General features: G+C 56.1%; 7 protein-coding genes. 1 reads left to right on the forward strand and 6 read right to left on the reverse strand.

What is annotated here, in order from left to right:
• Window position 1: 1 nt before the first annotated feature.
• Both tnpA and ACP99_RS21020 read right to left on the reverse strand, forming a co-directional pair.
• The gene (gene tnpA, locus ACP99_RS14990) at window positions 2-394 is read right to left on the reverse strand and encodes an IS200/IS605 family transposase (RefSeq protein ID WP_049987373.1); all 393 of its coding nucleotides are present in this window, start codon (window positions 392-394) and stop codon (window positions 2-4) included.
• Between the two features lie 393 nt (window positions 395-787).
• Window positions 788-1,828, reverse strand: a complete 1,041-nt coding sequence (locus ACP99_RS21020) for a SipW-dependent-type signal peptide-containing protein (RefSeq protein ID WP_049987374.1) — start codon at window positions 1,826-1,828, stop codon at window positions 788-790.
• 232 nt (window positions 1,829-2,060) lie between these two features.
• On the opposite strand from ACP99_RS21020, the gene ACP99_RS15000 reads away from it, so the two are divergent.
• A complete protein-coding gene (locus tag ACP99_RS15000; protein ID WP_049987375.1) occupies window positions 2,061-3,176 on the forward strand; it encodes a tubulin/FtsZ family protein in 1,116 nt (371 codons plus the stop codon).
• 106 nt (window positions 3,177-3,282) lie between these two features.
• Here the strand turns inward: ACP99_RS15000 and ACP99_RS20630 are convergent, their stop codons facing one another.
• The 4 genes from ACP99_RS20630 to ACP99_RS15020 form a co-directional block, all read right to left on the reverse strand.
• Entirely contained in the window at window positions 3,283-5,988 is a 2,706-nt protein-coding gene (locus ACP99_RS20630) for a BGTF surface domain-containing protein (RefSeq protein ID WP_081927509.1), read from the reverse strand.
• A gap of 476 nt (window positions 5,989-6,464) precedes the next feature.
• Window positions 6,465-7,241, reverse strand: a complete 777-nt coding sequence (locus tag ACP99_RS21630) for a BGTF surface domain-containing protein (protein ID WP_049987377.1) — start codon at window positions 7,239-7,241, stop codon at window positions 6,465-6,467.
• A gap of 29 nt (window positions 7,242-7,270) precedes the next feature.
• On the reverse strand, window positions 7,271-9,241 hold the full coding sequence (locus ACP99_RS15015; protein ID WP_197052486.1) for a DUF7827 domain-containing protein: 1,971 nt from the start codon (window positions 9,239-9,241) through the stop codon (window positions 7,271-7,273).
• A 477-nt stretch (window positions 9,242-9,718) separates the two neighbouring features.
• The gene (locus ACP99_RS15020; protein WP_081927511.1) at window positions 9,719-12,478 is read right to left on the reverse strand and encodes a BGTF surface domain-containing protein; all 2,760 of its coding nucleotides are present in this window, start codon (window positions 12,476-12,478) and stop codon (window positions 9,719-9,721) included.
• Window positions 12,479-13,354: the final 876 nt, after the last annotated feature.

Genomic DNA, 13,354 nt, shown 5'->3' on the forward strand with positions numbered 1-13,354 from the left:
GCTACTGTTCCTCCACATACTCCATCAGCACGTCGATGCTCACTTGGCCGGTGGTGGCAAGAAAGTATCCCGGTTGCCAGAACGCCTCGTCGAGTGCCTGCCGAAATTCGGGATTCTCGTTACGGATTTTGCGGGACGTGACGCCCTTGAGCGAGTTGATGAACTTAGTGAGGTCAGTCGTTGGCTTCGCTGTGAACAGAATGTGAACGTGGTCGCTTCCGCCGTTGACGTTCTGGATGTTCACGCCGAAGTCCTCGGAGATGTCGCTGGCAATCTCACCGATGCGTTCTGCGATTTCGTCGGTGAGGAGGTCTGCGCGGTACTTCGTGACGGTCACGAAGTGATATTGGAGTGCGTAGACCGTGTGCGACCCGGTTTCGAGGTTGTACTTCATTTGGCCATACTGATTTCTACACACCCAATTCTAATATAGGTTTGCAGTCGTGTGGTATTCGGCCTACAACCGATGGTGGTTCGTGTAGGAGTTGTCGGCTTCACGCCCGCCCCAAAGGGCGGGATTCTCTCCTCGTAGAAAGATAGAAAACAGAGAGGGGGAATGGGGGCTACGGATAGTCTGCACCGACTATCCATCCTCGGGTTTTTGCTCATATGTTGTAATACTTAGGAATGTTTAAAAATGATTTTGAGCAGATAGTGACAACCCTCAACAAGAAGAATGGAGGATGCAAAAGGGGAGCACAAACTAATTTGCTGCTCTTCTGTGCTAGGTAATTATCCAACGAACCTAGCAGCAGCCGAATCAAACAGAGCTATCGGGTCCTCCACGTTAGGTTGACGACGGAATATTGTTCTCCTCGTTAGTCCCATCGACTTGGTTCTCGAAGGGGTACTCACGAATATTGTCGCTCAGATCACTGTAGGTGGTCCCGACGTGTCGGGTCTGCACCGTCTTGAACGCCAGATCAAACTCCAGGGAATCGCCCTGCACTTCGTTGCCGACTTCGCGGGGGAGCTCGAGTAACTGACAGAAGGTCACCGAATCCGGATTCTCTGAGTTCTCAGAGTCACCGACTTCTCTGACATCGGTCCCGGGTCCACCGATCCCTCCTTCACTTCCATCAGTCGGATTCCGAATGACAACACCATCAGTGCTACCGTATCCGTTCCCAAGTTGCGTCGTCTCGTTCGGAACCCCACCCACATTATTGGGGTTTTGATCGGCTCCGAAAAGGAACTCAAGGACGTCCGTGTACTGGGCTTCGTCACCGCCACCCAGCGTTGCGTTCCCATCGATGTCGGGTTCGCCCCACGATCCGCCCATCGGTTCGGTACTGTTGAGGTTCGTCGTCTGGCTTAGTTCGACTAGGTCTTCGCGTGAAGAGATATCCGACGTCGACACTGAAGCCCCATTCCAGTGGGTTAACAGGAGGTTATCGGCGAGCTCACCATTATCAGGCGTTGGTTCTGGCTCCGTGGTCGTCCCTCCACCTTGTGAGAACTCCCCGCCGTGGATCGCGACGTACCCTGGGTTGTCATTGATGGAGATCTCATAACAAATGATCACCCAATCGCCCGGCTTGAAATCACTCAGAGAGTAACCGAGGGTCACTCCTTCTTCTGGCTCACCATCTGCGGTTTCATCATAGACAAGGTCGCCAATAGCGGACTCGTACTCACTACTTGCCGCGACTAACTGCGCTTGCACCTTCATATCGAGCGTGCCCGCAGTGATCGAGTTGTCTTCAAACGATTCTTCGTCGCTGAACAGCGCCGTAGTCCCGAGACCAGCGCCCGCAGAGACTGCACCAATGGTGCCGACTCCAGCAAGCATCTGCCGGCGGGACAGTTCGAATTTCTCGTCTGTCATCGGTTGGACCACCCGCCCGGGAAACCGGAACGGGCTCGCTAAGACGCAGATACGGACATTCCATAGCTAATTGCCAGATAGAATATCAAAGGAACAATTAGCGATCTTAGGAGGGGAATTCGCCGCCGTCATCAGACGAGAAATCCTTTGAAAAAGAGGATATCAGCAGAGCCGATCTGCTATTGATCAATCTCCGGAACATACAGGATGTATCGATTCCAACCCAGCCACGATGAAGGTGTTCTGTTTCGGCGTTGGCAAAGCCGGCAGTGCCATCGCTGATGCCCTCCAAGCAGACGAGCAAACCCGCAAAGCAGAATACATCGTCGATGCGGTCGCGTGTGATACAGCTGCCGCAAGTTTCAACCATCTCTCGACGATTCCACCAGCAAACCAGATTCAGTTCCTAGCGGAGGAGTTCGATGAATCTGGGAATTCCGACATAAATCAAATCGCAGCGCACGCCGAGGAGCACCACCGCCAACTCCTTCGTGGGACTGATAATGCACCTGTCTCACAGGCAGATGCCTTCCTCATTTGTGCGGGCCTCGGTGGGAGTACAGGCGGGGGTGCAGCACCGGTACTCGCAAAGCATCTCAACCGTGTCTATCAACAACCCGTCTATGGCGTGGGGGTCCTCCCAGCTACGCAGGAAGGCCCACAACACGCGCAGCGGGCTGTGCAGGCCCTCAGGCGGTTTGTCTCAACCACAGATCACGTCCTCATCTGCGACAACGAGAGTTGGATCTCCGATGGACAACCCACAGCTGAGGAGTATGCAACCGTCAATACTGAGCTTGCCCGTCGCCTCGGCGTGCTCTTTGCCGCCGGCGAAACACGTGATGATGCCGTCGGCGAGAGCGTTGTTGATGCCTCCGAAATTATCAACACCCTTCACGGTGGTGGCGTGGGCGCGATCGGATACGCCTCGCGTGAACTTCCTGCACAAGACGACGGTGGATGGTTCGGTCTCAAGCGATTCTTTGGGGGGCAATCGACCGCTGACGTCGATCCGATCGAAGCACAGAGTCGGATTACGACACAAACACGAGAGGCACTATTGGGGCACCTTACAGCCCCGTGTGCGATCCAGTCAGCATCCCGTGGCCTCGTCGTTGTGAGTGGCCCCCCTGCTTGGCTCAATCGTGACGCGATTGAGCAGAGCCGAACCTGGGTACAAGAACAAACGGAGTCGCAAGCGATTCGCGGTGGGGATTTCCCGCGGGGAGAAGCCGAGCAGGTTGAAGTGTTGATACTGCTTGGTGGCATCTCACCGGCTGACCGGCTAGCGGATCTGCGAGCAGTTGCGAACGCTGATGGGGATTCCGAGCAGGATGAATCTGCGTAAGCGCTCCGCTTCGAAAACGATTGCTGTTGCTCGCAGGTGTAGTGTAGCATCCGAAAGAAAGGAAAGTCGAATCGAAGGGCCGGACTAGGTCCGGTGATTCAGTCGCTTAGTTGCGACGGGTAGCCAGCAGCGCCGCGGCCAGCAGTGCCGTCAGCGCAACGACCACACCGAATCCGGGCGTGGACGTATCGGAGTCACCGTCACTGTCACCGTCACCGTCGCCGTCAGCAGGCTCTTCGGTGGGTTCTTCAGTGGGTTCCTCAGTGGGTTCCTCGGTGGGCTCCTCAGTCGGCTCTTCAGTCGGCTCTTCAGTGGGTTCTTCGGTCGTCGTTCCGTCACTGACAGAGTCGACGAGTTCGGACTCGATGGTGTCGACTTCGCTGCCACCCACACGGAGCGTGGTGTCCGCGAGGTCGCCAGCGGAGTACTCACTGAAGTCGAAGGTTGCCTCGAAGGAACCGTCGCCTTCGATGTCAACTTCACTCGTGCTGCGGAAGGACGGATCAGCATCCGTCGATGCAACACGGATCTCAGCGTCCGAGCCGGGCGCAACGTTCGTCGTACCCGAGATGGTCGCGTCGCCGCTCGCTGCAATCTCGAGGACGCCGTCGTTCACGTTATCGAAGGTGACCGACTGCTCTGCGATGGAGAACGTTCCAGTGATCTCCTCGGTGGAGTCAGCCTGGAAGTACGGGTACGCAGCCTCGGTGTTGTCGCCGTTAGCGCCACCGTCGAACGGACCGGCCGCATCGCCGTTTCCAGCGTTATCGTTCGTGGAGAACGCGTAGCGGTCTTCACTGTCCGTTTCGTACTCCATCGTCACGTCGAATTCGTCACCGTCTTCGATATCTTGACTGAAGGCATCACCCGAGGTGTCGACAACGACGAAGAACTGTCCGTTCTCCTCGTCGTAGACCACGTAGCCGTCACTCTCACTATCGGTGTTCAGGTCAAGCGAGGTGGCTTCCTGATTGCCCGTTGCATCGTCGGCTTCAACGTTGAAGTTGATGCCTTCGCCATCCTCGTTAACGACATCGTTCAGGACCTGCAGATCGGAGCCATCCTCAAGCGTGTCGAAGCTACCGCCCTTCTGGGCGATTGCACCGTACAGGCCAGTGGCTTCAACCTGAATGATGAGACGGTCGCCCTCAGCGATTTCCTCTCGCGGGGAAACAGTCTCAAGGAGGTCGTCGAGTTCATCGTCCGCGTCAGCCGCGTCTGCGGGTGCCGCGTGCGTGGTGATCTCGCCGAGGCTCGGTGCCGTCAGCTCGAACAGTGCAGCATCGAGTTCCTCGTTAGCCTCGCTCTCGCCGTCAGCGTTGATGAGGAATTCACCGTCTGCTGCGGCGGTCAGCTCGTAGTCTGCGGGCTGCAGCGGCCGCGTCAGCTGCGAGTCTGCCTCAGCGTCATCATCCTCGATCAGATCGAGTTCTGCGAGGTAATCCTCAATGGTCTGACCATCGCCGATGTTCTGTCCAACTTCCTCGTCGGAGAAAGTGGCACCGGTGTCGTCGCCGTGAACCTCACTCTCGACGATGTCATCTTCGGAGTTGTACACATCGTCGGTTACAGCACCAGGGGTGCCGAGCGTCCGAGTGTTCACTTGGAAGGTGACTTCGTCGTCATCGTCGTCGTCCTCGAGGTAGAGCACGTCAACGAAGCCGACGTCCTCGTCACCGAACTGCACGTACGTGCTGTCGGTGTCGGAGAGTTCGACGGTGAACTCAGCGATGTCACCGGCTGTGTCCGAGGAGACGCCCTCCGCGAAGGAGGCGTCAACGTCTTCTTCGGTGACCGTGATCGATGCACTGTCCGAAGCAGACGTGTCCGTCACGTTGAACTCGAAGTTGTACTCACCAGGGTCGACTTCATCGAAGCCGACGTCGTACTCACCGTCGGAGATGTCGCTGACGATGATGTAGTCTTCGCCGTCGGGCTGGGTGATGTCACCCTCGAATCCATCGTCGAAGACCGTCTCTACTTCGCTCTGATCGAGACCGTCAGCACTGACTTCAACGCTGTAGGATCCGCGGTTGGAGTCAAACTCAACGGTCGAGGTGTCTCCCGTGGAGACTTCCTCGTCGTCGAAGCTGACGTCGAGGTTCTGCGGCAAGACCTCGAATAGGTCGTTGGTGTTACCGTTAAGGTAGTAATCGCCGTCCTCAAGCTGCGCACTGTTGAAGCTGATAAAGTCGTTGTCGTCAACAGCAAGCTGTTCAGCAGTTCGGGTGTTCTCGTCATCGACCTGCTCGGTCAGTGTGACGGAATCCGAAGCGAAGCCACCAACAGCCACATCTTCACCCCAAAGTAGCGTTCCGGAGATGTCTGCCGAGTCTGCGAAGACACGGTCAACATCGTACGCGTAAAGGGTTGCAGAGGTGCCAGTACTGTAATCGTTAGGCAGTTGTTCGCCTACAGCTGGGGCGGATTCGTCGCCACTGTTCTGGACGTAAACAGTGTGTTCTTCTTCATCGACGCCACTGAGGTCGGCATTGAATGTGTATCCGTCAGTAGCCTCCCCAGAGACGGAATCAGACGCTACGACAGTTCCCTCACTATCGACGATAGCGTAGGAATAGTCACCAGCTGTATCGTCTGTGTTTACTGTGATATCAACCGGTACATTCTCGCTGTCTACAGCAACAGCGTACTCTCCTCCTCCGAGGTCGACAGCGTCACCTGCAAGGGTGACGCCAGTAGCCGCAGCACTCGCCGAGCCCGCAAACGCGACAGTCCCAGCGAAGACGCTGAGGACCATCAGCGCTGCGAGGAATACAGCGCGTGCCTTGGATCTATAGTTTCGTTCTGTCATATTTATCTCTGTCCGCTTGTAGCTTCATTCGTTTCTAACAGTCACGTCTCATAGTCGTCCGACGATGATGTCATTCGACCGACTGAGAGCGACTGCATACTCCGTCGAAGCCGACTTTCGGGTAGGGGCGCCTATACGTCGGTAACCATCTATTAAATGCTTTGTGTACTGAACTGGTTCGGAAAAGAGTGCGGCGAGTTTTTATGTTGATTTATTTAGAAACCACTGCCAAATCGGGTATACGAACGGTATCTGGTCGTATTTGTATGGAACAACAACTGGTACGTTTGTTTTCGATGAGGTTCGATAACAACTGTAATTTGTGCGTGGAGCTGAACACGACACGCCAGAGTAACGTCTGTGTATTCTGTATTCCAGCTCAGTGCTCTTCACTACCGATAGCTGTTGCTCGCAGGTGTAGCATCCGAAAGAAAGGAAAGTCGAAAGGGCCGGACTAGGTCCGGTGATTCAGCCGTTTAGTTGCGACGGGTAGCCAGCAGCGCCGCGGCCAGCAGTGCCGTCAGTGCGACGACAACACCGAATCCGGGCGTGCCAGTGTCCGTTCCGGAGTCGCCCTCGGTGGGTTCATCCGTCGGCTCATCCGTCGGCTCATCCGTCGGCTCATCCGTCGGCTCATCCGTCGGCTCGTCCGTCGGCTCATCCGTCGGCTCATCCGTCGGCTCGTCCGTGCCAGGCTCGCTTACCTGGTCGACGAGTTCGGACTCGACGGTATCGATCGAGGAGCCACCCACGCGGAGCGTCGTGTCCGCGAGGTCGCCAGCGGAGTAGTCGCTGAAGTCGAAGGTCGCCTCGAAGGAACCGTCCTCAGCAATGTCCACGCTAGACGTACTGCGGAAGGACGGATCAGCGTCCGTCGAGGAGACACGGAGTTCTGCGTCCGATCCGGGTGCGATGTTGGTCGTACCCGAGATCGTCGCTTCGTCGCTCGCTTCAATCTCCAGCGTACCGTCGTTCACGTTGTCGAAGGTGACCGACGCTTCAGCCATTGTGAACGAAGCGCTCACAGATTGCGTGCTGTCTGCCTGGAAGTACGGGTAGGCGGCTTCGTCGGGCGAACCGTCAGCGCCACCATCGTACGGGCTGTGCGGACCTGCGTCACCTGCGTTGTTGTCGGAGGTATCGAACTCGTAGAGGTTGTCGCTGTCGGTCTCGTATTCGAGGGAGGCCTCGAATTCGGAGCCGTCGTCTACCTCACCAGCGAAAGCACCGTCGGAGCTCGTGTCGACGATCACGAAGAACGTACTGTTCTGCTCGTCGAAGACTACGTAGCGTCAGACTCGCCTGCGCCAGTGTAGTCAAGTTCAGTAGCGTCCTGGTTACCGGTCGCGTCATCGGCTTCAACGACGAAGTTGATCCCTTCGCCGTCCCAGTCATCACCAGCATTCGCGAAGACGGGCGCGACGTTAGCGAGTGCCGTGCCGTCTTCGAGCGTGCTGAAGTCGCCTTCGTTTTCTTCGACCATCGCACCGTAGAGACCAGAGGCTTCAGCCTGGATGATCACACGGTCATCGAGGGCGACTTCGCCACCCTCGTCGATAGCGGTTGCAGCGTCGAGGACGTCCTGCAGTTCGTCGTCCTGGTCAGCGTTGTCTTCGGGTGCCTTGTGGATCGTGATGCCGTCGAGGCTCGGCTGCGTCAGCTCAAAGAGCGCGGAGTCGAGTTCCTCGTCGGCTTCAGTGTTACCGTCACTGTTGATGATGAACTCACCATCTGCGGCAGCGGTGAGTTCGTAATCAGCCGCTTGCAGCGGCCGCGTCAGCTGATCCGTGCCATCTTCAGTATCGGCGTCGTCAATGAGGTCAAGTTCTTCGAGGTAGGCGTTGAACGCATCGTCGCCAGTTTCTGCATTGCCGATCGGCGTGTCGGTGTCCTCATCATAGTAGGCAGCACCGTCACCGATGGCGCCGCCGTCGTAGATCTGGCTCTCGACGATGTCGTCCTCGGAGTCGTAGACGTTTTCAGGGTTAGTGGTCCCGAGTGCACGCGTGTTGACCTCGAAGGTGACTTCGTCGTCATCGTTGTCGTCCTCGAGGTAGAGCACGTCAACGAAGCCGACATCGGAGTCACCGAACTGCACGTAGGTGTGATCGGTGTCGGAGAGTTCGATAGTGAACTCAGCGATGTCACCGGCCGTGTCCGAGGAGACACCCTCCGCGAAGGAGGCGTCAACGTCCTCTTCGGTCACGTTGATGTTTGCAGTGTCCGAGGCAGACGTGTCGCTCACGTTGAATTCAAAGTTGTACTCACCGGGATCGATCTCAGAGAACCCGACTTCGTAGTCACCGTCAGAAACGGCATCGATGGTGATGTGGTCATCATCGTCATCTTGAGTGATGTCGCCGTCAGTCCAGTCACCATTCGTGAAGATCGTCTCGAGGTCGTCTAGGTCAAGGCCGTCAGCACTGACGTCCACGTTGTAGGTTCCGCGGTTGGAGTCGAACGTGATGTCAGTGGTGCCTCCCGTGGAGACTTCCTCATCGTCGAATTCAACATCGAGGTTCTGCGGGAGGACCTCGAAGGTTTCCGGCGGGTTGTCCGAGTCGTAGCCCTCTGCGGGCGGTTCGAGGAAGTAATCACCGTCTTCGAGCTGAGAACTGTCGAAGACAATGACACCGCTGTCGTCTGCGGTCAGCTGCTCGGCGGTCCGAGCACCGTCTTCGTCACTTTGCCATTCGCTGAGGACGACGCTTTCGCCAGCATCATAGCCACCGACAGCGACTTCCTGACCCCAGAGGAGACCCTCTTCAAGCAGGGCACCGGTATCGCTGTAGAAGGCATCAACGTCGTCGTACTCGTCAGCGCCAGAGTCGTAGACGCTGAGAGTGGTTTCTTGGTCACCGTAGTCACCGATGTCGTCGTCCACAGCTGGTGCAGCTGTGCCGTCACCGGCGACAGCAAGAGTGTATGTCCCCGAACTCAGATCACCAAGATCTGGGTTGAAGGTAACTTCACTGTTGGCAGCCGCTGAAGTGCCGCCACTGTTTGCTACGACGGTTCCACTACTATCTGCTAGAGCCCAAGAGACCTCTTCAGTGGCTCCTTCGGTCGTTACTGTAACATCCACTGACGTGTCTTCGGCAGACAAGTCAACGGAACCGGGACTAACCGTAAGGTCAGTAGCCGCAGCACTCGCCGAACCTGCAAACGCGACAGTCCCAGCGAAGACGCTGAGGACCATCAGCGCTGCGAGGAATACAGCGCGTGCCTTGGATCTATAGTTTCCGTCTGTCATATTTGGTTTGTGTTGTCGTTTGGGTCGCATCGCATCCGCATCGCAGTGCAGCCGCAGTAGTTTCGATCAGTCATTCCCCAGGGCGCTCATCACGTACCAACTATCTCACGGGCGGACCAACGGGGCGACTGAATACTCCTTACTGCAACCGACTTGGAGGTAGGGGCGTCTTGCCATTCATACCTTCTCCATTAAGTGCTTTGTGTATTGGTATTCGTGTGTGAATTACCAACAGAACGAAACGTCTAAATCAAATAAATTATCTAAACTACTGTGGAGGGTGCCCTCCCAGTACGGCAGGCTGAAAAATCGGGTAGGGCCTTTTTTTCGCCTGCCGTCTGCCAACGTGGTCCCCGGTTGGTCTTCTGCCTCGTCGCCTGCTAATAGTTTCACTGTCTTCTGCGCACACGCGTAAACCGTGAGGACCTCGAAAAATAAGAATGGAGAAGCTGGATAGAAATCCAGCCATTCGAACGATTAGTGTTCGCGGCGGATCGCGAGGAGGGCTATTGCAGTGAGCGCGATCAGCGCGACGACGATACCGAAGCCGGGCGTACCAGTATCCGTCTCAGAGGGAGTTTCGGTTTCTGGTGTGGGAGTCGCTGTTTCCGGTTCCGGTGTGTCTGTCTCCGGCTCTGGTGTGTCGGTCTCAGTGGGTGTTTCAGTGTCCGGCGTCGGTGTATCCGTTTCTTCATCCACCTGTTCGACCAGTTCGGTGTCGATCGTATCGACGTCGCTACCACCGATGCGGAAGCTGGTTTCAGCGAGATCACCAGCAGACTGCTCACTGAAGTCAAATGTCGCCTCGAAGGATCCGTCCGAAGCGATATCTACTCTTGTCGAGCTGCGGAACGACGGATCAGCATCCGTCGAGGAGACGCGCACTTGAGCGTCTGACCCAGGCGCGACAGTAGTCTCTCCAGTGATCGTAGCCTCGTCGATTGCTTCAACTTCGAGGACGCCGTTGTTCACGTTATCGAAGCTAACCGATCGCTCGATAATTGAGATCGTGCCGGTACTGTCCTCGGTTGCGTCAGCTTCGAAGTAGGGGTATGCGGCCTCACTGGAATCACCACCAGCGCCACCCGCGTACGGAGCCGGGTACGCATTGGCCGTCGTATCGAACTCATAGAGGTCCTCCGAATCGGTTTCATACTCCATCATCACCTCGAATTCGTCACCAGCTTCGATGTCTTGGCTGAAGCCATCACCAGTCGTATCGAGTACGACAAAGAACTGGCCGTTCTCTTCATCATAGAGTATGTACCCGTCATCCGTATTGTCGTTCGCAAGGTCGAGCGAGGTCGCTTCTTGATTACCGGTGGCATCATCAGCTTCGACCTCGAAGTTGATCCCCTCACCGGTCCAATCTTGGGCCTCTGTCGATTCACCGGTAAGGACACCGAGTGAAGCGAGCGATGTTCCATCCTCGAGGACGTCGAAATCACCACCGTTCGCTTCAACGATCGCCCCGTAGAGACCGGTCGCTTCGACTTGGATGATGAGACGATCATCCTCGGCTATCTCTTCGCGTTGAGTCACCGTGTCTAAGAGATCATCGAGTTCGTCATCCGCATCAGCAGGATCTTCGGGGGCGACGTGTGTGGTTATCTCACCGAGGCTCGGTGCCATCAACTCGAAGAGTGCCGAGTCGACTTCGTCATTAGCTTCAGATTCACCCTCGCTGTTGATGATGAACTCACCGTTTGCTGCGGCGGTCAGTTCATAATCGGCTGGCTGTAGTGGCCGCGTTAGTTGGTCTTCTGCGCTATCACCGCTGTCTATCAGATCGAGTTCTTGAAGATATCCCTCGAAGGTGTAATCTGGGTTGCCGTCACTCACATCTTCATCCCAGAAGGTGGCACCGGTGTCGTCGCCGTGAACCTCGCTCTCGACGATGTCATCGTCGGAGTCATACACGTTGTCGGTTTCAGCACCAGGGGTACCGAGTGTTCGAGTGTTCACTCGGAAGGTGACTTCCTCATCATCATCGTCATCTTCGAGATAGAGCACGTCAACGAAGCCGACATCGGAGTCACCGAACTGTATGTACGTGCTGTCGGTATCGTCGAGCTCAATGGTGAATTCTGCAATGTCCCCAGCTGTATCCGAAGACACACCCTCGCTAAACGCGGAGTCGACATCCTCTTCGGTCACCGTAATCGATGCGCTATCGGACGCTGAGGTGTCGGTCACCTCGAACTCGAAATCGTATTCACCAGCGTCAATGCCGTCGAAACCGATGTCGTATTCACCATCTGACAGCGTGGCAAGCGTGATACGATCTTCATCGTCATCGACTGTTTCTATTTCGAGTTCACCGTTCTGATCTGCTCCGTCGCCGAAGATCGTTGCGAGCTCTTCGGCGTCGAGGCCCTCCGCACTGACATTGATTGCATAGTCACCACGGTTGGAGTCGAACTCAACACTCGTGGACTCCTGATTGTTCACTTCGTCGTCATCGAAGGTAACATCAAGCGTTTGCGGCAGAACCTCGAACGTCTCAGGGGCAGGTTCGCCCGCCGCGACCTGCTCACCAATATAGTAATCACCGCTCTCAAGCTGTGCACTGTCGAAGGTGATGACACCGTCGTCATCAGCAGTCAACTGCTCTGCGGTCCGGGAACCGTCTTCATCGCCTTGCCATTCACGGAGAACAACCGTCTCTCCAGCGGTGAATCCCGCGACAGCGACCTCTTGTCCCCACAGCAGTTGCTCATCAAGGAGGTCTTGATAGGTTTCGAAGTACAAATCAACATCTCGATCCCCCTCAGCTGAGATGGTGAATGTTCCCTCAGCTTCACCCCAATCGGCGTCGGTACCGAGTGTATCTCCGTCATTTGGGGTTGGGGCTGCATCAGCCCCACCAGAGATTCCAGCGGTCGCATATGCGGTGTGATCTCCCCCAGGAGCGCCTTCAAGAGAGACGTCACTGAATACAATTTCGTCTTCAGCGCCTGCAGCAGCGTTTCCAGGGTTCAAAAGGACGTCTGTTCCCGCATCGTATTCGCCGTTTCTGTTCACGTCAATAACGACATATGCTTCGTCGTCGTTTGTGTCGCTCGTCGTTACTGTGATTTCGGTCGTGCCGTCGAGTTCTGCATCATCAACAGCAACATCAGTTGCGTCAGCACTCGCCGAGCCCGCAAACGCGACAGTCCCAGCGAAGACGCTGAAGACCATCAACGCTGCGAGGAACACAGCGCGTGTCTTGATTCGATAGTTTCGTGTTGTCATAGTGTGTCTCGTTGGTGAGTTTGGATCCCAGTTGTCTGCAACTTCAGCAGTTTCGAGCAGTACTCATACTCTCAACCGCCTTGAATGGCTGTTTCAGCGGTTCTGAGAGTTGAGATCGACTGAATACTCCATACTGAAGTTGGTGTGGGTAGGGGCGAATAGATGATCGTGACATCCCGGTAAATGTCTTCTGGGTTAAATGAATTGTTAACTGGTCGTTGTTCTCAGTAAGCACTATCTAATGGATTAATCCGGTAATTATCCGGTAGTTAGATAATATCTCAGAGATGAATTACCCACAAAATACCAGATTAATTACTTCTTTGGAGCTTCCAAATCGAGGGTTTGGAGGTACTCAAGCGGACGGAACCAGTGAGCTATACCTGAGTGACGAGCTTTCATCCGCCGAATTACGGAAGTGCGAGGAGAAAGCCCCGCCGTTCACGGCGGGGAGGAATCCGACAACAGGCCTACAACAGCCGTATTAAGCCCCCAGACAGCGTATCCGTGGGTAAGCACAACGGGCAAAAACTGGCGGTTGGATTGGGGTCCGCCCGGCTGACGAAGGACATCATACCGTTCCCGCAAGGGCGTCACCGAGGCCGTGGCGACACGGCAGGCAAAAAGCGACCCTTGCTCGATTGTGCCTGCCCACCGTGGCGCGAAGGGCAGGCAGGCCGATGGCACGGCCCGTGCCCGGACGCGGGGAAACCTGCGACCGGGGGCATCCCCGCCGTCTCTCCGAGACGAACGGGATGTACGGTGCAAGCGGATACCGCGTCCGACCGGACGCCGAACACGCCACACCCCTCGCGGGGCCGACGTATCGCGCACAAACCCGGTATCGCCTCGCCGGACCCCGTTCGGCAGGCGAGA

Source organism: Halobellus rufus (assembly GCF_000739575.1).
Taxonomy (GTDB): domain Archaea; phylum Halobacteriota; class Halobacteria; order Halobacteriales; family Haloferacaceae; genus Haloquadratum; species Haloquadratum rufum.